Source organism: Streptomyces sp. NBC_00873 (genome assembly GCF_045207415.1).
In the GTDB taxonomy this organism is placed as follows: Bacteria; Actinomycetota; Actinomycetes; order Streptomycetales; family Streptomycetaceae; genus Streptomyces.
Map to the genome: position 1 here is coordinate 8,933,539 of NZ_CP108803.1, position 26,354 is coordinate 8,959,892.

The 26,354-nt window shown below is 69.6% G+C and carries 28 protein-coding genes and 1 pseudogene; 17 read left to right on the forward strand and 12 right to left on the reverse strand.

Going from position 1 to position 26,354, the window contains the following annotated elements; genetic code table 11:
- Nucleotides 1-8 precede the first annotated feature (8 nt).
- From OH809_RS41565 to OH809_RS41605, 9 genes are all read right to left on the reverse strand, one after another.
- Nucleotides 9-1,415: an NAD(P)/FAD-dependent oxidoreductase gene (locus OH809_RS41565; protein WP_406415756.1), complete on the reverse strand. Its 1,407-nt coding sequence runs from the start codon at nt 1,413-1,415 to the stop codon at nt 9-11.
- Nucleotides 1,412-2,587, reverse strand: coding sequence for an ABC transporter ATP-binding protein (locus OH809_RS41570; protein ID WP_406415754.1), 1,176 nt, complete (start codon nt 2,585-2,587; stop codon nt 1,412-1,414). Before OH809_RS41570 ends, OH809_RS41565 begins: the two co-directional genes overlap by 4 nt.
- Entirely contained in the window at nt 2,577-3,368 is a 792-nt protein-coding gene (locus OH809_RS41575) for an ABC transporter permease (RefSeq protein WP_406415752.1), read from the reverse strand. The genes OH809_RS41570 and OH809_RS41575 overlap by 11 nt, the downstream gene beginning before the upstream one ends.
- Nucleotides 3,365-4,240 (reverse strand): ABC transporter permease, encoded by an 876-nt coding sequence (locus tag OH809_RS41580; protein WP_406415751.1) that lies wholly within the window; start codon nt 4,238-4,240, stop codon nt 3,365-3,367. The genes OH809_RS41575 and OH809_RS41580 overlap by 4 nt, the downstream gene beginning before the upstream one ends.
- Nucleotides 4,241-4,243: 3 nt before the next feature.
- The gene (locus tag OH809_RS41585; RefSeq protein WP_406415750.1) at nt 4,244-5,365 is read right to left on the reverse strand and encodes an ABC transporter substrate-binding protein; all 1,122 of its coding nucleotides are present in this window, start codon (nt 5,363-5,365) and stop codon (nt 4,244-4,246) included.
- Nucleotides 5,366-5,439: 74 nt separating this feature from the next.
- On the reverse strand, nt 5,440-6,042 hold the full coding sequence (locus OH809_RS41590) for a helix-turn-helix domain-containing protein (protein ID WP_406415749.1): 603 nt from the start codon (nt 6,040-6,042) through the stop codon (nt 5,440-5,442).
- A gap of 500 nt (nt 6,043-6,542) precedes the next feature.
- Nucleotides 6,543-7,610 carry a reverse transcriptase domain-containing protein gene (locus OH809_RS41595; protein WP_406516212.1) on the reverse strand — a complete coding sequence of 356 codons (1,068 nt, stop codon included), beginning with the start codon at nt 7,608-7,610 and terminating at the stop codon, nt 6,543-6,545.
- Nucleotides 7,611-7,614: 4 nt separating this feature from the next.
- Entirely contained in the window at nt 7,615-7,971 is a 357-nt protein-coding gene (locus OH809_RS41600) for a hypothetical protein (protein ID WP_406516213.1), read from the reverse strand.
- Between the two features lie 699 nt (nt 7,972-8,670).
- The gene (locus OH809_RS41605; RefSeq protein ID WP_406415745.1) at nt 8,671-8,907 is read right to left on the reverse strand and encodes a hypothetical protein; all 237 of its coding nucleotides are present in this window, start codon (nt 8,905-8,907) and stop codon (nt 8,671-8,673) included.
- A gap of 323 nt (nt 8,908-9,230) precedes the next feature.
- Between OH809_RS41605 and OH809_RS41610 the strand changes: the two genes are divergently transcribed.
- The 15 genes and pseudogenes from OH809_RS41610 (at nt 9,231) to OH809_RS41680 (ending at nt 22,976) form a co-directional block, all read left to right on the forward strand.
- Nucleotides 9,231-10,265, forward strand: coding sequence for a hypothetical protein (locus OH809_RS41610; RefSeq protein WP_406415743.1), 1,035 nt, complete (start codon nt 9,231-9,233; stop codon nt 10,263-10,265).
- Between the two features lie 58 nt (nt 10,266-10,323).
- The gene (locus tag OH809_RS41615; RefSeq protein WP_406415741.1) at nt 10,324-11,592 is read left to right on the forward strand and encodes an FAD-dependent monooxygenase; all 1,269 of its coding nucleotides are present in this window, start codon (nt 10,324-10,326) and stop codon (nt 11,590-11,592) included.
- 116 nt (nt 11,593-11,708) lie between these two features.
- The gene (locus OH809_RS41620) at nt 11,709-13,112 is read left to right on the forward strand and encodes an MFS transporter (protein WP_406415740.1); all 1,404 of its coding nucleotides are present in this window, start codon (nt 11,709-11,711) and stop codon (nt 13,110-13,112) included.
- A gap of 52 nt (nt 13,113-13,164) precedes the next feature.
- Nucleotides 13,165-14,013 carry an FAD binding domain-containing protein gene (locus tag OH809_RS41625; RefSeq protein ID WP_406415738.1) on the forward strand — a complete coding sequence of 283 codons (849 nt, stop codon included), beginning with the start codon at nt 13,165-13,167 and terminating at the stop codon, nt 14,011-14,013.
- Nucleotides 14,010-16,388 (forward strand): xanthine dehydrogenase family protein molybdopterin-binding subunit, encoded by a 2,379-nt coding sequence (locus OH809_RS41630; protein WP_406415736.1) that lies wholly within the window; start codon nt 14,010-14,012, stop codon nt 16,386-16,388. Before OH809_RS41625 ends, OH809_RS41630 begins: the two co-directional genes overlap by 4 nt.
- Nucleotides 16,385-16,897 (forward strand): (2Fe-2S)-binding protein, encoded by a 513-nt coding sequence (locus tag OH809_RS41635; protein ID WP_406386192.1) that lies wholly within the window; start codon nt 16,385-16,387, stop codon nt 16,895-16,897. Before OH809_RS41630 ends, OH809_RS41635 begins: the two co-directional genes overlap by 4 nt.
- A complete protein-coding gene (locus OH809_RS41640) occupies nt 16,897-17,589 on the forward strand; it encodes an SRPBCC family protein (protein WP_406415734.1) in 693 nt (230 codons plus the stop codon). Before OH809_RS41635 ends, OH809_RS41640 begins: the two co-directional genes overlap by 1 nt.
- The gene (locus OH809_RS41645; RefSeq protein WP_406386190.1) at nt 17,586-18,266 is read left to right on the forward strand and encodes an isochorismatase family protein; all 681 of its coding nucleotides are present in this window, start codon (nt 17,586-17,588) and stop codon (nt 18,264-18,266) included. Before OH809_RS41640 ends, OH809_RS41645 begins: the two co-directional genes overlap by 4 nt.
- Before the next feature lie 41 nt (nt 18,267-18,307).
- Complete coding sequence (locus tag OH809_RS41650) at nt 18,308-19,156, forward strand: alpha/beta fold hydrolase (RefSeq protein ID WP_406386189.1); 849 nt, start codon at nt 18,308-18,310, stop codon at nt 19,154-19,156.
- 52 nt (nt 19,157-19,208) lie between these two features.
- Complete coding sequence (locus OH809_RS41655) at nt 19,209-19,685, forward strand: MarR family winged helix-turn-helix transcriptional regulator (RefSeq protein WP_406386187.1); 477 nt, start codon at nt 19,209-19,211, stop codon at nt 19,683-19,685.
- Between the two features lie 51 nt (nt 19,686-19,736).
- On the forward strand, nt 19,737-20,534 hold the full coding sequence (locus OH809_RS41660; protein ID WP_406415732.1) for an aspartate/glutamate racemase family protein: 798 nt from the start codon (nt 19,737-19,739) through the stop codon (nt 20,532-20,534).
- Nucleotides 20,535-20,536: 2 nt separating this feature from the next.
- Nucleotides 20,537-21,661, forward strand: coding sequence for an XdhC family protein (locus tag OH809_RS41665; RefSeq protein ID WP_406415730.1), 1,125 nt, complete (start codon nt 20,537-20,539; stop codon nt 21,659-21,661).
- A gap of 372 nt (nt 21,662-22,033) precedes the next feature.
- On the forward strand, nt 22,034-22,165 hold the full coding sequence (locus OH809_RS41670) for a hypothetical protein (protein WP_406516214.1): 132 nt from the start codon (nt 22,034-22,036) through the stop codon (nt 22,163-22,165).
- 12 nt (nt 22,166-22,177) lie between these two features.
- Nucleotides 22,178-22,717, forward strand: a pseudogene (locus tag OH809_RS41675) (helix-turn-helix domain-containing protein); the annotation flags it as partial.
- Between the two features lie 139 nt (nt 22,718-22,856).
- Nucleotides 22,857-22,976, forward strand: a complete 120-nt coding sequence (locus tag OH809_RS41680; RefSeq protein WP_406516331.1) for an Arc family DNA-binding protein — start codon at nt 22,857-22,859, stop codon at nt 22,974-22,976.
- On the opposite strand, the gene OH809_RS41685 is transcribed toward OH809_RS41680, so the two are convergent.
- Together OH809_RS41685 and OH809_RS41690 are read right to left on the reverse strand one after the other, a co-directional pair.
- Entirely contained in the window at nt 22,960-23,508 is a 549-nt protein-coding gene (locus OH809_RS41685) for a GNAT family N-acetyltransferase (protein ID WP_406415728.1), read from the reverse strand. The two genes, OH809_RS41680 and OH809_RS41685, sit on opposite strands and share 17 nt — an antisense overlap.
- A gap of 217 nt (nt 23,509-23,725) precedes the next feature.
- Complete coding sequence (locus OH809_RS41690; RefSeq protein WP_406415727.1) at nt 23,726-24,112, reverse strand: DUF3703 domain-containing protein; 387 nt, start codon at nt 24,110-24,112, stop codon at nt 23,726-23,728.
- A 46-nt stretch (nt 24,113-24,158) separates the two neighbouring features.
- On the opposite strand from OH809_RS41690, the gene OH809_RS41695 reads away from it, so the two are divergent.
- A complete protein-coding gene (locus tag OH809_RS41695) occupies nt 24,159-24,494 on the forward strand; it encodes an ArsR/SmtB family transcription factor (RefSeq protein ID WP_406415725.1) in 336 nt (111 codons plus the stop codon).
- Entirely contained in the window at nt 24,494-25,204 is a 711-nt protein-coding gene (locus OH809_RS41700) for a cation transporter (protein ID WP_406415723.1), read from the forward strand. The genes OH809_RS41695 and OH809_RS41700 overlap by 1 nt, the downstream gene beginning before the upstream one ends.
- A gap of 246 nt (nt 25,205-25,450) precedes the next feature.
- On the opposite strand, the gene OH809_RS41705 is transcribed toward OH809_RS41700, so the two are convergent.
- Nucleotides 25,451-26,314: an alpha/beta fold hydrolase gene (locus OH809_RS41705; RefSeq protein WP_406516215.1), complete on the reverse strand. Its 864-nt coding sequence runs from the start codon at nt 26,312-26,314 to the stop codon at nt 25,451-25,453.
- Between the last annotated feature and the right edge of the window lie 40 nt (nt 26,315-26,354).

Consider the following 26,354-nt stretch of genomic DNA (forward strand, 5'->3'; position numbering starts at 1 on the left):
GGCTCCTTTCAGCGGCCGCTGATGACGTTGGCGATGCATGCGATGGCGGAAGTGCGCTCCAGGCCCGAGTTCTCGTGCCGGTCGGCGGCGCGGTACGCGACGTAGAGGCTGCGCACGCCGAGCCAGCGAAGCGGCTCCGGTTCCCAGCCGCGCACCTGTCGGCCGACCCAGGGCAGCCGGGTGAGGTCCGTCTTCTGACGCAGGATTAGGTCGCGCAGGGTGCGTCCGGCGAGGTTGGTGGTGGTCACGCCGTGCCCGACGTAGCCACCGGCCCAGCCCAGCCCGGTCCGCTCGTCCACGTGGACGGTGGCGCACCAGTCACGCGGCACGCCCAGCACCCCGGACCAGGTGTGGTCGATCGCCACGTCCCGGGTAGCCGGGAAGTGCTGCCGCAGTATGGCCTGCAGCTGCATCTGGGTGGCGGTCCGGGTCTCGCCGCGCTGGTCGACGTGGGAGCCGAACATGTACGGGATGCCGCGTCCGCCGATGGCGATCCGGCCGTCAGTGGTGCGCTGGATGTAGCAGTAGGAGTTCGCCTCGTCGCCGATCAGTTCGGCTCCGCGCCAGCCGATCTCCTCCCACACGGCGGCGGGCAGCGGCTCGGTGACGATCATGCTGCTGTTCATGGGCAGCCACGACCGGCGGTGTCCGCGCAGCCCGGACGTGAAGCCCTCCAGGGCCCGGATTACGAACGACGCCCGGACGGTGCCGTGCGGCGTGACCGCCTCGTGCGGGCGGATCTCGGTGACTTCGGTGTTCTCGTAGACGGTGACGCCCATCCGCTCGACCACGTCGGCCAGGCCCCGGACCAGCTTGGCCGGCTGGATGCGGGCGCAGTGCGGGCTCCACTGGGCGCTGCGGGCGCCGGCGACGCGGACGCGTTCGGCGAGCTCGTCGCGGTCAAGTTCGACCAGGTCGTCCTCGCCCCAGCCTTCGGCGCGCAGCGACGGCAGCCGGTCGCGGAGCCGCCGTTCCTGCGCGGCGTTGGTGGCGACGTGGAGCAGACCGTCCTTCTGGATGTCGGCCTCGATGCCTTCCTCGGCGGCGACGCGGACGACCTCGTCGACCGAGGAGAACATCTCGCGCTGCATGGCGACGGCCGGCTCCTGGCCGTGTGCGTGGGCGTAGCGGCGCATCTGGCCGGGCGGCTCGGCGCTGAGCCAGCCGCCGTTGCGCCCGGAGGCCCCGAAGCCGGCGAACTCCTTCTCCAGTACGGCGATCCGCAGGTCGGGCTGGGCCTGCTTGAGGTAGTACGCGGTCCACAGTGCGGTGTAGCCGCCGCCGACGAGCGCGACGTCCACGTCCAGGTCGCCGGGGAGTGCCGGGCGGCGGGTGGGAATGCCGCCCTCCCGGAACCAGAAGGAGACGTCGCCGTTGACGAAGGTGGGGCTGGTGGCGGGTGTTGCGGTGCTCATCGGCCGCTCTCCTGTGCCACGCCGGCGGGGGTCCGGCCGGCGGGGGTGGGTGTGTGGGTGGTGCCGGGCGTGTCACCGAGTAGGACGCCCCGCTCGATGTCCCAGACCACGGTGACCTCGTCGCCGTGGCGGACGTCGGACAGCCGGTCGGCCTGCTCGCGGGCGAGCAGTACGGTGCCGTCGGGCAGGGCGAGTTCGAGCTTGCGGCCGGAGCCCAGGTAGATCTCCTGGGTCACCCGGGCCGGCAGGGCGTTGGCCCCGGGGGCGACCGGTGCTCCGGCGGGCTGCACCCGCAGGTGTTCGGGGCGGACGACAACGGCGGCAACGTCTTGGCCGTCGGCGGGCCGGCCGGGTGCGCGTACGGTACGGTCGCCGACCCGCAGGCACGAGTCGTCGCCGTCCGGCTCGATCCTCCCCCGCACGGTGGAGGACTCGCCGAGGAACTCAGCGACGAACAGGCTGCGGGGCTTCTCGTACAGTTCGCTCGCGGTGCCGACCTGCTGGATGCCCCCGTCGTTGAAGACGGCGATACGGTCCGAGAGGACCAGGGCTTCTTCCTGGTCGTGGGTGACGAAGACGAAGGTGGAGCCGATCTCTCGGTGCACCCGCTTGATCTCCAGCTGGAGCGATTCGCGCAGCTTCTTGTCGAGCGCGCCGAGCGGCTCGTCCATCAGAAGCACGCTGGGCTCGTACACGACGGCCCGGGCAAGGGCGACCCGTTGCTGCTGTCCGCCGGACAGTTCGCTGGGCCTGCGGTGGCCGTAACCGCCGAGCCGTACGGTCTCCAGGGCCGCCTCGACCAGCTGGGTGCGGCGGGTCTTGGGGACCTTGCGCTGCTTCAGCGGGAAGGCGACGTTCTGGGCCACCGTCATGTGCGGGAAGAGCGCGTAGTGCTGGAAGACCATGCCGATGTCGCGTCGGTGCGGCGGCAGGTCCTGCATCTGCACACCGCCGATGGTCAGCGTGCCCGAGGTGGCGGCGGTGAACCCGGCGATGACGTTGAGGGTGGTGGTCTTGCCTGAGCCGCTGGGGCCCAGCAGGGTCATGAACTCGCCCGGTTCGATGACCAGGGAGACGTCGTCGACGGCGACGGAGTCCGCGTACTCCTTGCGCACCTGCGCCAGTTCGATGCGGGCTCCGCGCGCCTTGATGAGGCTGGTCTCAGCGGACACGGTTCCTCCTGGAGGTGGCGAAGGTGGCGGCCAGTACGAGCACCGTGGTGAAGGCGATGATCAGGGTGGCGGCCGCGGCGATGGTGGGATCGGTGTCCCGGGTCACGCTGGCGAACATCATCACCGGCAGGGTCTGCAGGTACGGGCTCTGGATGAACAGTGAGACCACCACCTCGTCGAAGCTGGTGACGAAGGCGAACAGGGCGCCGGAGACGACTCCCGGGGCGATCTGAGGCAACGTCACTTGACGGATCGCGCCCCACCGGCTCGCGCCGCAGATCAGTGCGGCGTCCTCGAGCCGCCGGTCGAAGCCACGCAGACTCGCCGTCACCGGAATGATCACGAACGGCAACGCGAGCACGGTGTGGGCGGTGACGAAGCCGAACAGCGTGCCCAGCAGGCCGTACTGGAGGAACAGCGCGTACACGCCGATGGCCACAACCACGGTGGGCACGATCATCGGGGCGAGCAGCAGCCCGTAGGACGACTTCGCCCAGCGCGAGCCGGACCGGGTGAGCGCGATCGCGGCGGCGGTGCCCAGCACGGTGGCCACCACCGCGACCAGGGCGCCCACCTGCAGAGAGGAGAGCAGCGCCTCGGTCCACCGGGTGTCGGTGAAGAAGTTGGTGTACCAGCGGCCGGACCAGCCGGTCGGCGGAAACACCAGGGACGCCTTGTCGGTGAAGCTGAGCGGGATCACCACGAGCGTCGGTGCGATGAGCCAGAAGCCCACCAACACGCTGAACGCCCAGAGCGCGATCCGCGCGGGGCCGGTCCTCATCGGACACCTCCACGGGTACGGGTGAGCCGCAGGACGACGCCGACCAGCCCCAGCAGGACCAGCGTGACCGCCAGCAGCACCACGCCCATCGCTCCGCCCCGGCCCCACGCGAGCAGCCCGTTGACCTGAGTGAAGATCTGCTGCGAGATCAGCGCCTGGTCGGGCGAGCCCAGCAGGGCCGGCGTCACGTAGAAGCCGAGTGAGGTGATGAACACGGTCAGCGCGCCGGCGCCGACCCCGGGCAGCGACAGGGGCACGAACACCCGCAGGAACGCGGTGGCGGGGCGCGCCCCCATGCCCTGCGCGGCGTCCAGCAGCCTCCGGTCGATACCGCTCATCACTGCGTACAGCGGCAGCACCATGAACGGCATCAGCACCTGCGTCATGCCGATCACCACCCCGGTGGGGGTACGGATCAGCTGCAGCGGCCCCATCCCCACGGTGCCGAGCAACTGGTTGACGACACCGCTGTCCTGCAGCAGCACCACCCACGCGAAAGTGCGCACCATCAGGCTCGTCCAGAACGGCAGCAGTACGAGCAGGGTAAGCCAGACCCGCGCGCGGACGCTGACCACGGTCATCAGGTAGGCGTACGGATAGGAGAGCACCAGGGTCACCAGAGTGACGACGCCGCCGACGGCCAGCGTACGGACCAGGGTCGCGAGGGCGACGTCGCTGGTGAAGAACCAGGAGTAGTTGCCCGCACCGGGGGCCGGGTCGGTGACACTGCGCCAGGCCATCAGGCCCAGCGGCACGAGGAACAGCACAGCCAGCAGCAACAGTGCCGGCAGCAGCAGCCATCCCCACCGGTCACCGGCGCCCTTGGGGCGCCGGCCGGCGGCCGGGGCGGCGATCTCGATCAGGGCAGTCATGGGTCAGCGCGCCAGCCAGTCGGACCACTTCTGGATGATCTGTTCCTGGTTCTGCGCCCACCAGGCGTTGTCCAGCTTGAGGGCCTTTGCCTGCCGCTCCGGCGTGGAGGTCATGTATGTGGAGGCGGCCGCGTCGACCTTCGGCTCGGCCTCGGAGTTGATTGGCGAGTAGGAGGTCAGTTCGGTGAGCCTGGCCTGCTGGCCGGCGCCCAGGTAGTAGTTGATCAGGGCCATGGATGCCTTGGGGTTCTTGGCGTTCTTGGGCACGGCGAGGGAGTCGGAGACCGGCATGAACTGGTTCCACTGCGGGGCGAACTTCGCGCCGTTCTTCACGGCCGAGTACGCACGGCCGGTCCACACCATCGCCATCGACACCTCGCCCGACTCCAGCAGTTGCTGGGATCGCGCACCGGTGTCCCAGAAGACCAGGGAGGAGCGGACGCCGGTGAGCTTCTTCAGACCGCGGTCGACGTCGAGCGGGAAGAGCTTGTCGGGGGCGACCCCGTCCGCGATCAGTGCCGCCTCCAGCGGGCCGGGGGCCGCGTCCGACGCCACGCCGGGTATGGCGCGCTTGCCAGGGAACTTGGCGGTGTCGAAGAAGTCCGCCCAGTCCTTGGGCGGGTTGGCGCCGAACTTGTCCTTGTCGTACATCAGCACCATGCCGTAGGTCATGGCCGGCACCGAGCACTTGCCCACCATGTCCTTGGGCAGCTTCGAGGTGTCGACGATGGTGGTGTCGAGCGGCATGAGGAGCTTCCCACACTGCCGTTCGGCCCAGATGGCGTCGGTGTCCACCACGTCCCATGTGACGTTGCCCGAGTCGACTTGCGCCTTGAGCTTGGTGTAGTCGGTAGGGCCGTCCGAGAGCATCTTCACGCCGGATTCGGCGGCGAACGGCTTGACTGCGGCGGTCTCCTGACCGTCCTGGTAGATGCCGCCGTAGGAGGCGAACGTGAGGGTGACGCCGTCGAGGGCTCCCTTCTTCACGGTGCCCGCAGCGGCCGGGCCGGGGCCGAGGTCGATGTCACGGGCGGCGGGTGCACCGCCGGAGCAGGCGGTGAGGGCCAGCAGCAGTGCGCCGCAGGCTGCGACTTTTCCGACGGTTCGTCCGGTCTTTTCGGGCATAGTCGTGCTCCAGAGCGAGGAATGAAGACGGGGAGGTGAAGAGAAGAGGGAAGAGAAAGGAGAGAGAGCGGGGGTCAGTCCGGTGTCGGCGGACTGATGATCCAGAGGATCTCGGCGGGCGTCTCACCGTCGTTGACGACCCGGTGCGGGGTGGAGGACAGGTACTCGATGCTGTCGCCGGGATCCAGAGCGTGGGGGTGACCGTCCAGTTCGATCCGGACGCTGCCGCTGACCACCAGGAGGATCTCCTGCGAGTCCCCGTGGGTGTAGGCGTCGTCGCCGGTGGAGGCTCCTGGTTCGAACTCGCCCGCGTACACCTCCAGATGGCCGAGCGGCCGCTGGGAGATCAGGAACTTCCGGCTCCCCGGGGCGGTCTGCAGTTTCGGCCGGTCGGCGCGCCGTACGACTCGCGGTCCTGTGGGACCGCTCTGGTCGAAAAGGTCGGCCACGGTGAGGCCGAGCGCCGCCGCGATGCGCCGCAGCATTCCGATGGAGGCGTTGGCCTGCCCGCGCTCCAACTGACTGAGGAAGCCCGGGCTCGCCTGGGCAGCCGCCCCCAGGGCACGCAGCGACATGCGCCGCTTCATGCGGTACTCCCGGATGCGGGCACCCAGCGCCTCGTCGGCGAGCGCGTCGGAGCCGCCCTCGGAGGGGTTGGGGAGTGGTGACTCTGCCATGAATAAACACCTGATGTGATGTCGGCAAACACTTTGTTCGCTGATCTGGCACGCAACGTATGCCGAGGTGATCTGGCGCACAAGAGCCGCGGACGGCCTTGATCAGAACGTAACCGGAGTACGTCCGCCGGAGCGCCGTGAAGGAGTCACGAGTGGTTTCGACGACAGCGCCGGCCAAACCCGGGGCGGGCGGGCACGCGCGCTCGGCGTCGACGTGGTCGAGTTCCTCGGTCATACCGACGGGTTGTCGAAGCCGGCATGCCGCTGCGCAGGTCCATCGTGCCTGCGATACGCCGGCAGCGTCCGGAGGTACTGGTATCGGGCGGCTTCAGCATCCTGTGCCGTCGACCCGACCGGCAAGGGCCGCAAGAGGTGGACCATGCGCTGGTTGAGTCGGCCCGGAGCGCGGTTTCGGTGTTGCCACCGGTCCGTTTCTCCGGGCCGCTCGCCGAACCCGGCGTGCGCCTCTCGACGCACCGGGCTCTCCACGGCCTTTGCCGTCAGGCGTGGTTCGCCTTTGCCCAGGGGGTCGGGATCGTTCCCCGGTATCGGTAGCGGGTGACCGTCACCGACGAGGGGTCGAACAGTTCGATCCCGCCCATGGCCACCGGTCGCCACCGCCCGGAGGGGGTGACGAAGTGGCGGCGGAGCTGCTTCCAGCGCAGCCGGTGCAGTTTCCTCAACCACCTGAAGATTCGCCACTGGACGAAGTGCCTCAGGTTGCTGAGAGTGTGCTTGCACACCGCGTACCGGAAGTAGTTCGTCCATCCCCGCAGGATCTGATTGATCCTGCTCAGGATGGTCCTGGGGTCGGCCTGCGACACCCTGTGAGTCATGGCACGGATCTTCGCCTTCACCGCCTTGAGGGGCCGGTCGGCGATGAAGGTGTAGACGTACCACTGGTTCGTGCCTCGCTTGCGGCGCCACTGGATGTGGAACCCCAGGAAGTCGAACCCGTCGCTCATGTGCACCACCCGCGTCTTGGCCGGCGATAGGCGCAGACCCAGCAGGGCGAGCACATGGGCGACGTCCTTGCGCACGGTTTCGACGTCGGCTTGATGGCCGTGCACAAGCACGACGAAATCGTCCGCATAACGGACGATTCGCCATGTCGGCAGGCCCTTCTTCCGACGTGCGTGACGCCGGTAGGTGGTTCCCATCTTCCCGTCCGGCCGCCACGGGGCCATGACGTGCTCGTCGAGCACGGTCAGGGCAATGTTGGCCAGCAGAGGCGAGAGGATCCCGCCTTGCGGGGTGCCGGTGTCCGACTTCTTCAACCCGGCGTGTTCGGTGAGCGCTCCGGCCTTGAGGAAGGCTTTCACCAGCGCCAGCACGCGCTTGTCCTTCACCCGGAGCCGCACCCGGTCCATCAGGACCGTGTGGTCGATCCGGTCGAAGCATGCCTCGATGTCCGCGTCCAGCACCCATCGGTAGCCCCGGGAGCCGAACATATGGATCTCAGCGATCGCGTCGTGCGCCCGCCGCCTGGGCCGGAATCCGTACGAGGCCGGCAGAAAGTCGGCCTCGAAGATCGGCTCCAGCACGAGCTTCAGCGCCGCCTGGACCACCCGGTCAGCAATCGTGGGGAATCCCGAGCTTGCGGACCTTCCCCGAGCCGCCGGGCTTGGGAATCGCGCGCTCGCGCACTGGCAGCGGACGAAACGTCCCCGCCTTCAGCGCGGCCCGCAGATCCTCCAGGAACCCGGGCACCCCGATGCTCTCCTCGACCCAGACGGCCGTGAGGCCGTCCACACCGGGAGTGTTCGCACCACGGTTGCCCGCGACCCGATCAAACGCGACTATCAGCGTCGCCGGGTCGTGCACGAAGTTGAACAGGTCGTCGAACCGGCGGCCCTCATCGGCCGCCGCCCAACGGTGAAGTTTGGCCTGCATCTCCGATACCCGCTGACGCGGGGCACCGGCGTTCACCGGCGCATCTTTCGGTCTTGCAGCATCCTCATCTCCTCGATACCGCTGCCGCCCTTCCCCATGCACCGGGCTCTCCCCGGCTCGGAGTACTACGACGGCTCCGCCCCGCCCCAGGCCGATCGGTCGACGACGGACCCAGCCCGCACCACCGCGTCGGACACGCGAGGACGGGCAGGCCAGGGGACGGTTCCCGTGTTCACTGTGATTCGCTCGTCGAAGGAGGAGCCCGACTCTGCCCCAGCGGCCTCGCTGCGAGTACGCCGCAGACCTTCCTCGCAGCCTCCCGGTCACCGGCTTCACGACTTCCGGAAGTTCCCCGCCGCCACCTTGGCGGCGGTTGCGCACCGCTCCCGGCCCAGATCCGCCAGGTTCGAGCCAGTACGAGTGTTGAGGGGCGTTATGGCATCGGTTCCTCACGTACTCCTCTCCGACCTGCTCACCGGACCTACGGCATCTGGCAGTTCTGCCGCACCCCAGCTTTGTCAGGACTGCTCCCACCCGCACCCGGCGTCTCCCGGGACAGGCTGTCCTCAGCTCCTGCCGGACCGCTGCGACGGCCCGACGGTGGCGGTCTCTCACCCCCACTCAAATCACAGCGCCTCACGGCGCACGAAGGCCCCACTGAACGCCTTCCAGATCGCCTTCGAAGGACGCCTGACCCCCGCCAACAACTAGAACCTCAACAACCCGGATCAGCCGTTAAGTTGACACTCCCATCCGGTAGCTGCGCAGCGCTCGGGGGAGTAGTCGGGCGAGGGCTGCGAGCAGGGCGCGGTCCGGCCAGGTGGGCCTCGGTGCGGCGATCTGGCGGCGAAGCACCGCAACCTCATGCCGCAAGATCAATATTTCCGCGTCCTTGGCTGCGGAGGAACGGGACAGCAGGACCAGCCACGCGAAGAGATGGGTGGCGATCAGGTAGAGCAGTCGCACGAGCACAAGGACCGATGGTGCCGTATCGGTATGGGGGAGCGTCGTCCCAGGTCAGGAGCTGTGCAGCCATTCTGGAGCGGTACGGGCTCCTCACGAAACAACGCGGTTAACTCCGTGCACACCCCTTGCCAGCAGAGATAGTACGTGTTCGGATTATCTCTGTCGGGTGACGCACTCCAGTGCATCACGGCAGTTCAGCGCGTTTCCGTTGGGCCAGGGAGGTCCCGCGCTGCACGTCAGACGCGAGCCGCTCCGCGCGTACCTGCCGCGCTGGAGCGGCCGACGTTCCCCACTGCCAGACACATCCTCACGACTCGGAGGGTTCCCTCGTGTTCGATCTCTCGTCCGTCGATCTGCTCGACGCGTTCACCCGTGAACTTCAGCTCTGCAAACTCAATTCCGACGAGCATGTCGTCGTCCTTTCCGAGCCGGGCAGCCGCGGTGACTACGTCGCGGCCGCGTTCGGAGCGGCCAAGGCGTGCGGCGCCCATGTCATCGCGGCCACGGTGCCCGGCGGCACCCCCGCGCCCATGCCGAGCACCCACACCGGTGCCGGTCCCGGCCTGACGTCAGTACTCAACGACACGACGGCCCAGGAGCTGCTCAAGTCCGCGGATCTTGTCGTCGACCTGACCCGCGAAGGCTTCATCCACGCCCCGGTACAGCAGGAGATCCTCAAGGCCGGCACCCGCATCCTCTTCATCTGCGACGCGCCCGACGTCCTGATCCGTAACCTCCCCAAGGAGGAGGACAAGGCGGAGGTGCTGCAGGGGGTCGACCTGCTGAAGCAGTCGTCCGTCATGCGTGTCACGTCCAAGGCCGGCACCGATCTCACCGTCCAGCTCAGCGGTGCCCACCCCGAGTTCCAGTGCGGCTTCGCCGACGACCCGGGCCGCTGGGACCACTGGCCCAGCACGATGGTGCTGTGCTGGCCGGAGATCTCCGACGGGCGGATCGTGCTCGCGGAGGGCGACATCCTCCTGCCGTTCAAGGAGTACGTCCGCACCCCCGTCACCCTGGAGATCGTCGGCGGCCACATCGAGAAGGTCACAGGCGGCGCCGAGGCCGAGCTGCTCAACACCTTCTTCGACGACGCCCAGGACGAGTGGGCGCGCAGCCTCTCCCACATGGGATGGGGCCTGATGCGCACGGCCGACTGGTTCGCCACCGCGATGTACGGCAAGGACGAGCTGATGGGCATGGACGCCCGGGCCTTCGCGGGCAACTTCCTGTGGTCCACCGGGCCGCACCCGATTCTGGGGCGCGAGTCGTACGCGCACCTCGACATCGCGATGCGCGGCTGCTCCGTCTCGGTCGACGGTACGGACACCGTCGTGAACGGCAAGCTCGCCGGCGACGAGTAAGGCGACCAGTAAGCGGCGGTCACCGGCCGTCACCCGTTCAATGTCTTGGAGGAAGTCAGTGGCGTCCAGCCAGTCGTACGAAGTCATCATCGCCGGAGGCGGTCTCGGGGGCCTCACCGCCGCGCTGGCCCTGCGCCACCGCGGCCTGCGGGTCACCGTGCTCGAGCAGGCGCCCCGGCTGGGCGAGGTCGGCGCAGGCATCCAGACCGCACCGAACGCCAGCCGGATCCTGTTCGGACTCGGCCTGCGCCGGCAGCTGGAGGCCATCCGCACCGAGCCGCTCGACCAGGTCAGGCGGCGCTGGAAGGACGGCAGCGTCGTCGGTCTCACCTCGCTCGGCCAGTTCTGCAAGGACCGGTTCAACGCCCCCTACTGGCACTACCACCGGGCCGATCTGCACCGTGTGCTCATGGACGCCTGCCTGGACCCCGCGGGCCCGGGCCCGGTCGTGGAGATCCACACCGCGAGCCGGGTCGTCGAGGTCGACCGCGCGGACCCCGCGCGTCCCGTGGCTGTCACCCAGGACGGCCGGAGGTACGCCTCCGACGTCCTGATCGGCGCCGACGGCGTCCGCTCGCGGGTACGCGAGCTGATGGACGTCCCCGACACCCTGCAGTTCTCCGGCGAGATGGCGTTCCGGGCACTGATCCCCGGTGACCTGATCGCCGCCGACCCGTCCACGCGCTGGCTGGTGGACCGCTACCAGAGCACCATCTGGTACGGCCCCGACCGGCATCTCGTCCACTACATGATCCGCGGCGGCGAGTATCTGAACATCGTCGCGTGTGTGCCGTGCACGGACGAGGTCGCCGAGAAGTGGACCGTGTCCGCCACCGCCCAGGATCTGGTGGACGCGTTCCCCGGCTGGGACGACCGGGTCCCGGCCATGCTGTCCAAGGCCAAGGAGGACGTCACCTGTTTTGCCCTCTACCACCGCCGCCGTGACCCGGTGTGGATGGACGGCCGAGTGGCACTGCTCGGCGACGCCTGTCACGCCATGCTCCCCTACCAGGCGCAGGGCGCCTCCCAGGCGATGGAGGATGCGGCGGTCCTGGCCGAGGAACTGGGTGCCGTCACCCGCTCCGGGATCGACGATGCGCTGCGCCGCTACGTCGACCGGCGCGCCAAGCATGCCGGGATGGTGCAGGACGCCTCCCTGCGGAACAAGACCTTCTACCACCTCCCCGACGGTCCCGAACAGCAGGCCAGGGACGCGAAGCTCAGGAACTTCGACGGGGAGTCCGACCTGTCCTACGACTGGCTGTGGAGCGGCACCCCGCTCAACGACCCCGATCTGGGGGCGTTCTCCTACCAGTTCGCCCGCTGACCCCGCTCTCCACACAAGCAGTGCGAACACACGAGCACTCGAAACCCCGCCGGGCCCGGCCCGGTGTCCGCAATGGTGCGGGACGTCCCCCTTTGAACACCCACCATGGAGCGAACGTGAAAACAGGCGATCAGATCGTCCAGAATCTCCCCTGGCGATGGGGAGTCCAAGGCAGGATCTTCATCATCGGTGGCCTCGGTTACCTGTTCGACGCGTACGACATCGCGCTCAACGGCTTCCTGATGCCGCTGCTGGGCGAGCATTTCGACCTGTCGCTGGCTCAGCGCGGCCTCGTCGCCACGGCGAATCTTGTCGGCATGGCCGTCGGTGCCGTGGCCTGGGGCGCGGTCGCGGACCGTATAGGCCGTAAGAAGGCCTTCAGCGTCACGCTGCTGATCTTCGCACTGTTCTCGGTACTGGGGGCGTTCTCCCCGAACTACATGGTCTTCCTCGGCCTTCGGTTCCTGGCCGGCGTCGGGCTCGGCGGCTGTATCCCGGTGGACTACGCCCTGGTGGGCGAGTTCTCGCCCAAGAAGTACCGCGGACGTATCCTCACCGCGCTCGATGTGTGGTGGCCGATCGGTGTGACGCTGTGCGGCCTGGTGTCGACGGCCATGCTGACGCTCGACAACAACTGGCGCTGGATGCTCGCCACGATGAGCCTCCCCGCGCTGCTGCTGTTCTTCGTACGGCGCGGCGTTCCCGAGTCGCCGATCTATCTCTCGAAGAAGGGCCGGGAGGCCGAGGCGCGCGCCGTCATCGACGACCTGGTGGCCCGCACCGGCGCCCCCGTGGAGCCGTACGTCATTCCCGCACCGGTCGAGGACGCGGGCGCGAAGGGACCGCGGGCGGCGGCCGAACAGCTCGCCAGGATCTGGAAGTTCAGCCCGCGCATCACCTCGGCGGCCTGGCTGCTGTTCGTCACCGTGATGCTCGTGTACTACGCGGCGCTGAGCTGGATGCCTTCGATCCTCCGCGAGGAGGGCCTGGGAGACACGGCCGCGTTCATGAGCACCACCGTGATGAGCGGCGTCGGTATCGTCGGCGTACTCGTCTCCACCGCGCTGGTGGACCTGATCGGCCGCAAGTGGCTCATCGGCATCTCGGCGCCGGTCGCCACGCTCGCCTTGGTGGTGTTCGCGCTGGTGATGGACATGCCGACCGGATCCGTCGTGGCCATCGCAGCCTTCGGCTTCCTGATGCAGCTGACCATCCCCGCCCTGTACGCCTACGTCTCCGAGCTGTACCCGACGCATCTGCGGGCCAGCGGCTTCGGCTGGGCCTCCTCGGTCAGCCGGGCCGCCACCGGATTCGCCCCTCTGCTGTTCGGCTCGGTGATGTGGCCGGCGCTCGGGCTGCCCCTGACCTTCGGGGTGCTGGGACTGGCCGTGCTGGTCGCCGTCATATGGATGGCGTTCGCGGCTCCCGAGACGAAGGGCCGGGCCCTGGACGACGCGGACGAGGAGGCCGCAGAGCCCGCACCGCTGACCGTGTCCGTACCCGAGAACGCGGCCGTCTGACAGCGGCAGTCCGGGACACGCGCACGGCGCCCTTCGTACGAACAGGAGAGACATGAAGCCCGCCCCCTTCCGTTACCACCGGGCCCGCGACACCGAAGGCGCGACGCGGCTACTGGCCGAGCTCGGTGACGACGCCAAGGTCATCGCCGGCGGCCAGAGCCTGGTCGCGATGATGAACTTCCGGCTGGCCAGGCCCTCGCATCTCGTCGATATCGGCGGCCTGCGGGAACTGGCCGGGCTGCGCAGGGATGTTGACGGCGCACTGCGCATCGGGGCGCTCACCACGCACTACGCCGTGGAGACGGCCCCGGTGGACACGCTGGGGGCGGGCTTCGAGGTCATCAGGGAGGCCATGGGGTGGATCGGCCATCTGCCGATCCGTACCCGCGGCACGGTCGGCGGCAGCATCGCGCACGCCGACTCCACCGCCGAGTGGTGTCTGCTCGCCGTGGTGCTGGGCGCCGAGTTGGTCGCCCAGGGGCAGCGCGGGCAGCGCCGGATCCCGGCCGGGGAGTTCTTCCTCGGCTACTACACGAACGCGCTCGACACCGACGAACTCCTCGTCGAGATCGTCTTCCCGCGTCCCGCACCCCATGCCGCGCTCACCGAATTCGCCGAACGGCGCGGGGACTTCGCGATCGTGGCTGCCGCGGTCGACCTCGATCTGGAAGGACCCGCTGTGCGCGGCGGCCGGGTCGCACTCGGTGGCGTGGCGCCGCTGCCGGTACGGGTGCCGGAGGCGGAGGCGGTCCTGGCCGACGGTGGGACCTTCGCCGAGTGCGCGGCGGCGGCAGCGGCCGCCGTCGAGCCGCCGGGCGACGCGAACGGCAGCACGCAGTACCGCAAACAGCTCATCCGCACGCTGGTCCAGCGCGCCTGCGAGGAGGCGGTGTCCCGATGAAGGACGTCCCGGAGAAGAACGACCGTCGACTGATCGGCAGGTCGGTCGCCCGCCGCGAGGATCCCCGGCTGCTGTCCGGGCGCGGCCGGTTCGTCGACGACATCCAGCTGCCCGGCATGCTGCACGCGCAGTTCGTGCGGAGCACCGTCGCACACGGCCTGATCACCTCGATCGACCTGTCCGCGGTGCGGGAGGTGCCGGGTGTGGTCGCCGCATACACCGCGGAGGATCTGCTGCTCGGCGACATCACCGCCCTGCTCGGTCGCCCGCTGCACGAGTTCGTCCCCACCGCGATGCCCGTCCTCGCCCGTGACCGGGTCCGTTACGTGGGTGAGCCCCTGGCCGTCGTCGTGGCCCGCGACGCGTACGCTGCCGAGGACGGGCTTGAGGCGGCCAAGGTCGGTTACGAGACGCTGGCGCCCATTACCTCGGAGGAACAGGCCCTGGCGCCCGGTGCGGCGTTGGTCCACGACGAGGCCGTGCACAACACACTCGTGGATGTGTCGCTGTTCGCCACGGACGGTATCGACGGCATCTTCGACGACGCCCCCTGCGTCGTACAGGTATCGACCAGGACCGGCCGGCAGAACGCGCTGCCGCTGGAGACACGCGGCGTCGTGGCCCACTGGGACGACCGCGAGGAGCAGCTCGTCCTGCAGACCTGCACGCAGGTCCCGCACCAGGTACGCACGGTGGCCTCCCGCTCTCTGGGACTCGACGAGCGCAAGGTGCGCGTGATCGTGCCGGACATGGGCGGCGGCTTCGGCCTCAAGTGCGCGGTCGGGCGCGAGGAGATCGCCGCAGCGGCTGCGGCGCTGCGGCTGGGCAGGCCGGTGAAGTGGATCGAGGACCGCAAGGACGCGCTGTCCGCGTCGTTCCTCGCCCGCGAACAGCACTACGAGGTGCGCGCCGCGTTCGACGCGGACGGCACGATCCTCGGGCTGGACGCCGATGTGGTGTGCGACATGGGCGCGTACTCCTGCTACCCGTTCACCGCCGGCATCGAGCCGCTGATGGCGTCCGCGGAGATGCCCGGCGTCTACAAGGTGCCGGCCTACCGGGTGCGCGGGCGGGCGGTCACCACCAACAAGGCGCCCACCGCGCCGTACCGGGGTGTCAGCCGGCCGCAGTACGTGATGGTCGTGGAGCGGCTCTTCGAGCATGCCGCCCGCGAACTGGGTCTCGACCCCGTCGAGATCCGCCGCCGCAACGTCATCACCGATTTCCCGTACACGGGCGTGAACGGCATCACGTACGACCCGGGCTCCTACCTGGAGGCGCTGAACCTGTGCGAGTGGTCGCTCAGGGAGGAGGGCTGGTACGAGCGGCAGGCCTCGGCGGCCGCCGAGGGGCGCCACATCGGCATCGGCTACTCGTGCTTCAGCGAACGCACCGGTTACGGTTCCACCGCCTTCGCGCAGCGCAAGATGGAGGTCGTTCCTGGCTTCGACATCTCCGAGGTCCGCATGGACACCAGCGGCGCGGTGACCGTCACCACCGGCACGATGAGCCACGGACAGAGCCATGAGACGACGATGGCGCAGATCGTCGCCGACGAACTCGGTCTGGATCTCGGCAAGGTCCGCATCCATCAGGGCGACACCGAACGCATCACCTACGGCTGGGGCACCTTCGCCAGCCGGTCCATCACGGTGGGCGGCAGCGCGGTACGGCTGGCCGCGGCCAGGCTCGGCGACAAGCTGCGACGTATCGCGGCGGCCCACTGGGACATCACCCCGGAGGAGACCGAACTCGACCGCGCACAGGTACGCCGCCGGGACGACCCCTCCACCGTGATCGGTTACGAGCAGCTGGCCGACATCGCGTATCTCAAGGCGCATTTGCTGCCCAAGGACGTGGAGCCGGGCCTGACGGCCACCGCCACCTTCGACGTCTTCAACGACGGCACGTTCTCCAATGCCACGCACGGCGTCGTCGTGGAGCTCCACGAAGGCACCGGCCAGGTGGAGATCCTGCGGTACGTCTGCGTCGAGGACGTCGGCGTGGCGATCAACCCGCAGGTCGTGGAGGGCCAGTGCCGGGGCGGCATCGCCCAGGGCATCGCGGGCGCGCTGTTCGAGCAGGTGACGTACGACGGGCAGGGCGAGCCGTCCGCCACCAGCTTCATGGACTACAAGGTGCCCACCGCCCAGGAGATCCCGGACGTGACGATCCACCACCTGGTGACGCCCTGCGCGTTCACGGAGACCGGGGCCAAGGGCGCCGGCGAGGGCGGCACGATCGGCGCACCCGCCGCCGTGCTGAACGCCGTCAACGACGGCCTGCGTGCGACCGGCATCGAACTCGACCACACCCCGATCACACCCCAGACAGTGCACAGCGCACTGCGGCGGAATCTGGAGCACGCCTCATGACCAGTACCGATCAGCGAGATCTGCACCTGCTGACCCTCGACGTCAACGGCGAGCGGCACGAGGTCATCACCGAGGCGCGCCGCACGCTCGTCGATGTACTCCGCCACGACCTGCGGCTGACCGGCGCGCACGTCGGCTGCGAACACGGCATCTGCGGCGCCTGCACCGTGCTGGTCGACGACCGGCCCGTACGCGCGTGTCTGATGTTCGCCGCGCAGGCGGAGGGCGCCGAGATCCGCACCGTCGAGTCCCTGTCGAGCGGTGTGGACGGGCGCGAACTGAACGATCTGCAGCGGGCATTCAGCAAGCATCACGCGCTGCAGTGCGGCTTCTGCACCCCCGGATTCCTGATGCTCGCCGAGGGATTCCTCGCCGAGCGGCCCGAAGCGACCAAGGAAGAGATCCGCGAGGTCGTCGCCGCCAACCTGTGCCGGTGCACCGGCTACCAGACCATCGTCGAAGCGATCGACGGCTGCGCCACCGCCCGGCGCTGCGAGAAGGAGAACTGATGCAGCTCACCAACACCGTTCCGGTCAAAGCCTCGCCAGACGATGTATTCGCCCTGATGAACGACGTCGAAAGGGTCGCCTCCTGTATGCCGGGCGCCTCCCTCGACGGACAGGACGGCGACTCCTGGCACGGCAAGGTGAAAGTCAAGGTCGGCCCGATCACCGCCGCGTACGCGGGGACGGTCCGGTTCCTGGAGGTCGATGCCGGGCAGCGGCTGCTGCGGGTCCAGGCGCGGGGCGCCGACACGCACGGCAGCGGTGATGCGGAGGCCGCGGTCACGATGGTGGTGGAGGAGGCGCCGGAGGGTGCCCTTCTGCGGCTGTCCACGGACCTCGTCATCCGGGGGAAGATCGCCCAGTTCGGCAAGGGCGCCATCGGCACGGTGTCGGACCGGATCCTCCAGCAGTTCGCGAGGAACCTCGGCAGCCTGCTGGACCAGGACCGCAGCCAGGGGGTCCCTGCGGCGGTGTCCTCGGACGCGAACGCCCCGAAGCAGGCGGGTCGCGGCTCGTCCGCCCCGGCCCCGCTCGCCCCGTCGGCGGAACTCGACGGGCTGGCGATGTTGGCGGGACCAGCCCTGCGCACGTACGGACCGGTGGCAGCCGCCTTGGCCTTCGGGCTGTTCGAGGGCTGGCTGCTGGGCCGGCTGACCACCATGAGCCGACAGCTGAAGGCGGCGAAGCAGACATGAGCACGGACACGAGCCGGTACGGACAGTCCACCGACAGCACCTACGCCCGAGCCGGTTTCGGCGCGCCGGTACGCCGCGGCAGCAGGCCCGCGATCGTCGTCGTCGACCTCACCCGCGGCTTCACCGAGGACGCCTTCCCGTCCGGCGCCGATCTGACCGAAGTAGTCGGCGCCACAACCGAGTTGATCGAGGCGGGCCGCCTGGCCGAGGTGCCGGTCATCTTCACCGCCATCGCGTACTCCCCTGCCGAGGCGGCCGGCGATTCCGTCACCTGGCTCCAGAAGGCGCAGGGCATGCGGACGCTGCTGGAGGGCAGCGAGGCCGTCGACATCGACCCGCGGCTGCCGCGGCGCCCGGAGGATCTGCTGGTGATGAAGAAGGGTGCGTCCGCGTTCTTCGGCACCTCGCTCGCCGCCGCCCTGACCGGTCTGGGCTGCGACACCGTGCTGGTGTGCGGCGCGACGACCAGTGGCTGCGTGCGTGCCACGGCTGTCGACGCCGTGCAGTCGGGCTTCTCGGTTCTGGTGCCGCGCGAATGCGTCGGCGACCGCGCCCCGGGCCCGCACGAGGCGAATCTCTTCGACATCCAGGCCAAGTACGGGGACGTCGTCGACCTCGCGGAGGCCGCCGCATACCTGGGCCAACTACCCGCCGTCCAGCCCGTTGCGGCCCTCTGACATCCCGCTCTGCCCGCCCCGTACCACTTCAGGAGGTTCCCGTGCCGCACCCGCAGCGGTCCGTACTTCAGTCCGCTCTCGCCGATCTCGCCGACATCCCCGCCACCAGCCGGTGGGTACGCTCCGGGTCCGCCCGGCTGCACATTCTCGACTACGGCGGCGACGGTACCCCGCTGGTGATCCTGCCGGGCATCAGCAGCCCTGCCGTCACGATGGACTTCGTCGCCCGTGAACTCACCGACCTGGTGCGCCCGTTGGTGGTCGACATCCGCGGCCGTGGACTGTCCGACGGCGGTGGGACGTACACCTTGGAGGAGTACGCCGAGGACACCGAGGCAGTCGTGTCCGGTCTCCGCCTGGAGCGTCCGCTGCTGTTCGGACACTCGATGGGTGCGCGGATCGCGGCAGTCGTGGCGGCGCGCGGCAAAGTTCCGCTCGCCGGCACGGTGCTGGGGGATCCACCGATGAGCGGTCCCGACCGGGGCCCGTACCCGACGAGCCTCGACGCCTTCCTCGGCCAGCTGGCCGAGGCCGAGCGCGGCACGGACGCAGAGGAGGTGGCCCGGGCCTGGCCCCGCTGGCCACGCCGGGAACAGGAGTTGCGGGCCCGCTGGCTGTCCAGCTGCGAGCGGGAGGCGATCGCAGCCACGCACCGGGGCTTCGAGACGGAGGACTTCTTCGACTGGTGGCCTTCGGTGCCCGGCCCGACGGCACTGCTGTACGGCGCGGACAGCCCGGTGGTCGCGGCAGCCGGGGCCGCGGAGGCCGCCGCGCTGCAGCCCTCGGCCGGCCTGACCCGGATCCCGGACGCGGGCCACATGCTCTTCTGGGACAACCCGCCTGCCGCGCTCGGCGCGCTGCGCGAAACGTTGCGGCGGATGCCTGCGTGATCACACTCCGGGCCGGGCGGGCTCCCTGGACACGCCGTGATTGAGTTAGCCCATGGTTGACGAATCCGCCTCAGAGTCCTCGCCCGTGATTCCCGCGGCCCTGACGGCCGCGCCCGGCTACCAGGTACGCCGCCTCTACCAGGCGTATCTCGCAGTGTGGGTGCGTGCGGTCGACCCGACGCTCACCGGACCACAGTTCGCCGTACTGACTGCCGTGGACGCGGCGCCGGGCCACGACCAGCGGTCGATGGCATCGGCCGTGGCCCTGGACACCTCCACGATGGCCGATGTGGCCCGGCGCCTGGAGGGCCGCGGCCTGATCGTGCGCCGCACCGCCGCCGACGACGGCCGCCGCAAGCTGCTGTACCTGACCGAGGAGGGCGCGAAGACCCTCCACGACGCGAACAAGCGTGCGCGTCTGCTCGACCAACGGCTCCTTTCGCCGTACGACCCGGCGCAGCAGACCGAGTTCATGCACCACCTGACATCCCTGGCCGACCACTGGGAGGCCCTGGCCAGGGAGTACTGACCGCACCCGTACGACACGGGTGCTCCGATACCGCCTTTCCGAGGAGAACCCGTGACGGACCACCACATCGGCATGATCGTCCCCAGCTCCAACCTGACCATGGAGACCGAGCTGCCCCGCATGCTGCGGGCGCGTGAGGGGGAACGGCCCGAGGACCGATTCGTCTTCCACAGCAGCCGGATGAGGATGCAGCACGTCACCCCCGAGCAGCTGCGTGGCATGAACGCGCAGACGCAGCGCGCGGCGCTCGAACTCGCCGACGCACGCCCCGATGTCGTCGCCTCCGCCTGTCTGGTGGCGATCATGGCGCAGGGCCCCGGCCACCACTGCACGGCGGAGGCCGAGATCACGTCCGCGCTGCGCGGAGAGGGCGCGCAGGCCCCGGTGATCTCCAGCGCGGGGGCGCTGCTGGACGGCATCGCGGCGCTCGGTGCCAGCAGGATTGCCGTCATCACCCCGTACATGAAGCCGCTGACCCAGTTGGTCGTGGACTACATCGAGGACGCGGGCGTGGAGGTCGTCGACGCGCTGAGCCTGGAGGTCCCGGACAATCTGGCGGTCGCCCGCCTCGACCCGGCCGGTCTGCGCGAGCACTGGCGGAAGCTGGACCTGAGCCGGGCGGACGCGCTGGTGCTCTCCGCCTGTGTCCAGATGCCCTCGCTCGCCGCGATCCAGCCCGTCGAGGACGAAGCGGGGCTGCCGGTGCTGTCGGCGGCCACCGCCACGACGTACCGCATCCTTTCGGAACTCGGCCTGGACACGGTCGTCCCGGACGCGGGGAGCCTGCTGAGCGACCGGGTGCCGCGCCCTGCCACGAACGCCGCTCGCGCCGTCGGCGCGGCGAGCTGACCGTGCGCGACCTCCTGGAGACCCTCGACGGGTGGCGTGCGGCCGGCACACGGTTCGCGCAGGCGAGCGTCGTACGGACCTGGAGTTCCTCTCCCCGGCAGCCGGGCGCCGCCATGGCCGTATCCGAGCACGGTGAGGTAGCGGGGAGCGTGTCCGGCGGCTGCGTCGAGGGCGCGGTGTACGAACTCGCCCTGGAGGTACTGGAGACCGGGGTCCCCGCGAGCGCGGTCTACGGCGTCGGGGAGGACGACGCCTTCGCCGTCGGGATGACCTGCGGCGGCACGGTCGAGGTGTTCGTACGGGCGGTCGACCTCTCCCAGGTGTCCCTGGTGGCGGAGGCCGTCCGCGACGGCCGTCCGGTGGCGACGGCGACGGTCACGGCGTCGGCGGCGAGGTGGCCCGGAGCGGCGGTGGGTTCCACCCTCGTCGTCGGGCCCGGCGAGGTGCACGGCACGCTGGGCGGTACGGAACTGGGCCGTCGCATCGCGGACCGGGCCCACGGGCTGCTCGCCCGGGGCGAGACCGGTACGTTCCAGCTGTGTCCGGGCGGGCACGGCGAGCAGCGCGGCGACGAACTCACCGTCTTCGTCGAGTCGTTCGCGCCCCGGCCGCGGATGCTGGTGTTCGGCGCCAACGACTTCGCCGCCGCGGTCATCCGTACGGGCCGCTTCCTCGGCTATCACGTGACGCTGGTCGACGCCCGGCCCGTCTTCGCCACCCGCGGACGCTTCCCGGACGCCGACGATGTCGTCGTGGCCTGGCCCCATGTGTATCTGGCCGAGAGGGCGGACGCCGTGGACGAGCGCACCGTGCTGTGTGTGCTCACCCACGACCCGAAGTTCGACGTCCCGCTGCTGGAGGCTGCTCTGCGGACCCGGGCGGGCTACATCGGCGCGATGGGCAGCCGCCGCACGCACGAGGACCGGCTCGCCAGCCTGCGGGCGGCGGGGGTCCCGGAAACCGCACTGACCAGACTGTCCTCCCCCATCGGCCTCGACCTGGGCGGACGTACCCCGCAGGAGACGGCGATCGCCGTCGCAGCGGAGATCATCGCCCTGTCCTCGGGCGGCACGGGACGGCGCCTGAACGGGCAGCCGTTCGGCCGGGGAGCCGACCAGCTCCAGTAGGGGCAGGTCGCAGATGTTCGAACGGCCCCTTTGATCAGGCGGATAATCCGCCCGGAGGGGCCGTCGGCGTACCTGCGGGACATTGCCACAGCACGAGCAGCACCCGACCACCGCTGCCCCCCGTTATCTTTTTCGCGGTCCTGCAAGAGGGCCGCTGGCCTCCAGGAGGTAGCCGGTGCGGGCGTCCACAAGCAGGGCGATCCCGGGAGAGCGGCGCCCAATCGGCGACCACAGTCACAGTTGCCCGCAAGACATCAGCAGGCAGTGGCCCATCAAGCGCGTTCGCATCCCACCCTGTGCCGTTCAGAAATGCGTCGCTGCAGGTCGTAGGGGGTGTGGTGGCGTTCAGGGTCGCGTGGGAGGATGCCGCGGGTGATTGTCTCGCTGGTCTGTCGGGTGACGAGGAAGCTGTTGTCGGTCCCGGTGTTGCTGCTGCGTGGGCAGGTGGCCAAGGACGCCGAACTTCTTGTCCTGCGGCACGAGAACGCGGTGCTGCGCAGGTAACTTGCAGGTCCGGTGGGCTACGAGCCGGCGGACCGGCTGTGGTTCGCGGCGTTGTCCTCGCTGATACCCCGGCGTCGTTGGGCGCAGGTGTTCCCGGTGACTTTGGGCATCGTGCTGGCGTGGCATCGAAGGCTCGTGGTGCGCCGGTGGGACTACAGCAAGCGCCGGAGCAGGCCCGGCCGGCCACCGACCACGAAGGCGATCAAAGAGCTGGTGCTGCGGCTGGCCGCGGAGAATCCGCGTTGGGGGTGTCGCAGCATCCAAGGCGAGCTCGCGCGGCTCGGGCATCGGGTCGGAGCCTCCACGGTCTGGGAGATCTTGACTGTTGCCGGAGTAGGCCCTGCTCCCCATAGGGGTGGGCCGACGTGGCGAGAGTTCCTGACGGCGCAGGCCGACGGCGTCATCGCCTGCGACTTCCTGCACATCGACCTGGTCGGTCTTCGCCGGGTCTACGCGCTGGTCTTCCTCGAGCACGGCACGCGCCGCCTGCACATCGCTGGTGTGACCGCGCATCCGACCGCGCAGTGGACGGTCCAGCAAGCCCGCAACCTCGGGGTCGTCGTGGAGCTCCTCGACCCAGTAGGGGGCGTTCGGGGACAAATGGAGACATTCGGAGATTGGCGTACTCGATTGTTGTCCGCCGGCGCCGTGGGTCTTCTCGGCACCGCGCGCAGCGCGACTGACATCGCCCATCCCCGTACGCTTCCCCTCCGACGTGCTCCACGAGGTCAAGCGGCGCGCCGAGGCCGACGACCGATCGGTGGCCTCGTGGATCCGCGCTGTCGAGCACGAGCTCAACCGGACGACGTGACCGAGGAGCACACGCCGAACCACTGCTCGGCGCCGTACTCCTCGAACTGCTCCACCTCGGTGAACCCCAGCTTCGCCGCGAGGCGGATCGCGCGGTCGTTGGCGGTCTGGGTGCAGAGCACCACCGGCTCGCTGGGAAGCGCGTCGGCGAACCAGTCGAGTGCCGCTGCGCACGCCTCGGCGGCGTACCCGCGTCCCCACGCCTCCGGCAGGAACATGTAGCCGAGCTCGGCCTCCCCTGCATTCGGACGGACGTGACCCGGACGCTTCGCGTCGCGCCGATCGAGCGTGATCATGCCGATCATCGCTCCGTCGAGATCGATCACGAAAAGGCCAGGGCGCCGCCCGGGTACCTCAGGCACCGCGCGCTCGAGCTCATCACGCGGTCGAGGGCCACCGATGTAGGTACCCACCTCTGGCGAGGCGAACAGCTCGATGAACGCCGCACGGTCCCGGGCCTCGGGCTCGCGGAGCACGAGCCGCTCGGTCCTGATCGGGGCAGGTGGCCAGGCGACGGGTCCAAGCTCAGTCATGGCGGGCAACCTATCGCACGCCCGCCGAGCGGCACGCGCTCTCACAACTCACGAACAAAGCCACGGCTCCTCAAGGCATGAGGGATACCGAGGGGCCAGGAAGAAGCACCCTGGCCCCTCGGTATGTGATCCTCAGGTGGCCATGGCGGCACCGCGCTGGCCACTGTCTGAGTGCGGGAGCCTTCAAAAAACCTTGGTTTTTTGAACGCCGCCGGGTTCACGGCCGCAGCGCGACGCCGGCCTCGCGAAGCAGGGCGGCGAGGTCGTCCGGGATCGGCATGGGTGTGGTGAGCCCGGCCCGGGTGCGGCCGGTGTTGCCGTCCGGGTACCTCCCGGCCGCCGAACCGGGAGCGGCCACCGCTAGACGCACCAGCTGGCCGAGGACCTCGCGCACGTCGCGGTCGCGGAGGGCAAGGCGGAGCATCACTCCATGGGTGCGGGTGTGGGGCCACGGCCAGGGCTGGGACAGGATGTGAGCCCGCTCAGCGGCACGCCACCGCTGCGCCGTCGGCCCCGGGGCGCGGGCCGCGTTCATCTCGGCGGTGAACACCTCAAGCAGGGCCGGCGGCATGGGAGAGCGGCGGGGCACGGTGGAGACCTCCAACAGTTCAGGATTTCTTGGATTCAAGCATCCGTGTATCGTCTTGTCCATGCTGACCCTCGCCACCGACCTCGACGCCCTGACCCGCTTCGGCCGGGCGCTGGCCGACCCGATCCGCTGCCGCCTGCTGCTCGCGCTGCGCGAGGCCCCGGCCTACCCCTCCGACCTCGCCGACACGCTGGGGATCTCCCGCACCCGGCTGTCGAACCACCTGGCCTGCCTGCGTGACTGCGGCCTGGTCGTCACCGTGCCCGACGGACGCCGCACCCGCTACGAGCTGGCTGACCCCCGCCTCGGTCACGCGCTGGACGACCTGCGCAACGCCGTCGTCGCCGTCGCCGCCGACCGCACCTGCACCGACGCCGACGACAAGGGGTGCTGCTGATGACCTCGATACCCCTCGGGCCTTCCCCGACCCGCCGCGACGCGCTGACCCGGCGGATACGGCTCCTGGTCGCCGCGACCATCACCTACAACGTCATCGAGGCCGGCGTCGCGATCACCGCCGGGACGATCGCCTCGTCCACGGCGCTGGTCGGCTTCGGCCTGGACTCGGTCATCGAGGTGTCCTCGGCGGCGGCGGTCGCCTGGCAGTTCTCCGCCCGCGAGCACGCGGTGCGCGAGGCGCGGGAGAAGACCACCCTGCGGATCATCGCCGTGTCCTTCTTCGCGCTCGCGGCGTACGTCAGCGTCGACGCCGTGCGGGCGCTGACGGGCACCGGAGAGGCGGAGCGGTCCGTCCCCGGCATCGTCATCGCCGCGCTCTCCCTGGCGATCATGCCGTTCCTGTCCGCGGCCCAGCGCAAGGCCGGGCGCGAACTCGGCTCCGCCAGCGCGGTCGCCGACTCCAAGCAGACCCTCCTGTGTACGTACCTGTCCGCCGTCCTCCTGGCCGGCCTGGTCCTCAACGCCACCTTGGGCTGGTCCTGGGCCGACCCGATCGCCGCCCTGGTCATCGCCGCCATCGCCGTCAGGGAAGGCCGCGACGCCTGGCAGGGCGAGGGCTGCTGCGCGACACCCTCCGCAGTGGCCCCGTCCCCCCGCCCCGAGGTGGATGCGTGCGGCTGCCGCCCCGGCTGCGACTGCTGCAACTGACCGCCCGCCAAAGCCGGGAGGGCTCCGATACCTGGGCCCTCCCGGCGTTCAGGGGCGATCTCATCGCCAGCCGCTGTTCACCAGTCCCTACGCCGTCGATGACGGCACACTGGCGTCCGTGACGCCCCTGACCCACGCGCTCGGCGCCGACGACGACCTCCTCTCCGTCTTCCCGCTCCACCCGACCGAGCTGAGACTCGCAGGTCGCGGCCATCATTCGCAGACCTGCCGTGTTGGGCCAAATCGTCAAGTGGCCTTGGGCGCTCGAGCGGCGTGGATCTCGGCGAAGGACAGTAGAAGTGCGGCGGTCCGCGGCGGATCCTCCAGAATGGGTGTGTGTCCGGCACCGGGCAGCAACTTGACTTTCGCGCCCGGAACGACGCGGTAGTCGGCCGCGGACGAGGGTCGCCATCTGCGGTCTTGGTCGCCGAAGATCACCTGCAGCGGCTTACCGAGGGCCGTCAGCCGATCCGGGAGCGCATGCTGGTTGAGATAGGCGGTGGACGCCTGCATTGCTGCGGTGACCGCGTGGTAGGTCATGCCGCGCAGTTCGTCGACGAGTTCTTGTGGGACCTGGTAGCCCGCGCGGAATCCGGTGCTCGCGAACTGGCGGATCTGCTCGTCGGTCGGTGGCCACTGCGCGGGGTCGATCGCGGTGGGCCCCGGTGCGATGAAGGCATCCATGCTGGGGCCGGTGTTGATGAGCGCGAGCGCGGTCACCAGGTCGGGTCGTTGCTCGGCGAGAGCGGTGGCGGCATAGCCACCGCTGGAGTGGCCGGCGACAATGGCGTGCTCGACGCCGAGCCGGTCCAGTGCCGTGCCGATCCGGCGTCCCTGCACGGGGATCGCGTAATCGCCGCCGACCGGTTCGGCCGAGCGGCCGTGCCCCGGCAGGTCGATCCGGATGACGCGATGGAGCGTGGTCAGCAGCGGAACCAGGGCGTCCCACGAACGGCTCGAGGCGGCGGATCCATGGATGAGCAGGAGCACGGGGGCGTCGCGGGGGCCGTCCTGGCAAACGTAGATGTCGCCGTGCTCCAGGCAGAGGATCGAATCCTCGGTGGCGCCGGCGTCGCCGTTGATATGAGGGTGCCTGTCGGGAGGAGTCATGAGTCCACTGTCGCCGCCGGTGCGCACCGGCGGCTTGGAC

Bases quoted from the DNA above. Each gene is read 5' to 3' on its own strand.
- OH809_RS41640 (WP_406415734.1), top strand. From the start codon at position 16,897: ATGCAGCTCACCAACACCGTTCCGGTCAAAGCCTCGCCAGACGATGTA.
- OH809_RS41700 (WP_406415723.1), top strand. From the start codon at position 24,494: ATGACCTCGATACCCCTCGGGCCTTCCCCGACCCGCCGCGACGCGCTG.
- OH809_RS41685 (WP_406415728.1), bottom strand. From the start codon at position 23,508: ATGACTGAGCTTGGACCCGTCGCCTGGCCACCTGCCCCGATCAGGACC.
- OH809_RS41655 (WP_406386187.1), top strand. From the start codon at position 19,209: ATGGTTGACGAATCCGCCTCAGAGTCCTCGCCCGTGATTCCCGCGGCC.
- OH809_RS41565 (WP_406415756.1), bottom strand. From the start codon at position 1,415: ATGAGCACCGCAACACCCGCCACCAGCCCCACCTTCGTCAACGGCGAC.
- OH809_RS41705 (WP_406516215.1), bottom strand. From the start codon at position 26,314: ATGACTCCTCCCGACAGGCACCCTCATATCAACGGCGACGCCGGCGCC.
- OH809_RS41635 (WP_406386192.1), top strand. From the start codon at position 16,385: ATGACCAGTACCGATCAGCGAGATCTGCACCTGCTGACCCTCGACGTC.
- OH809_RS41630 (WP_406415736.1), top strand. From the start codon at position 14,010: ATGAAGGACGTCCCGGAGAAGAACGACCGTCGACTGATCGGCAGGTCG.
- OH809_RS41590 (WP_406415749.1), bottom strand. From the start codon at position 6,042: ATGGCAGAGTCACCACTCCCCAACCCCTCCGAGGGCGGCTCCGACGCG.
- OH809_RS41625 (WP_406415738.1), top strand. From the start codon at position 13,165: ATGAAGCCCGCCCCCTTCCGTTACCACCGGGCCCGCGACACCGAAGGC.
- OH809_RS41645 (WP_406386190.1), top strand. From the start codon at position 17,586: ATGAGCACGGACACGAGCCGGTACGGACAGTCCACCGACAGCACCTAC.
- OH809_RS41580 (WP_406415751.1), bottom strand. From the start codon at position 4,240: ATGACTGCCCTGATCGAGATCGCCGCCCCGGCCGCCGGCCGGCGCCCC.
- OH809_RS41695 (WP_406415725.1), top strand. From the start codon at position 24,159: ATGCTGACCCTCGCCACCGACCTCGACGCCCTGACCCGCTTCGGCCGG.
- OH809_RS41575 (WP_406415752.1), bottom strand. From the start codon at position 3,368: ATGAGGACCGGCCCCGCGCGGATCGCGCTCTGGGCGTTCAGCGTGTTG.
- OH809_RS41585 (WP_406415750.1), bottom strand. From the start codon at position 5,365: ATGCCCGAAAAGACCGGACGAACCGTCGGAAAAGTCGCAGCCTGCGGC.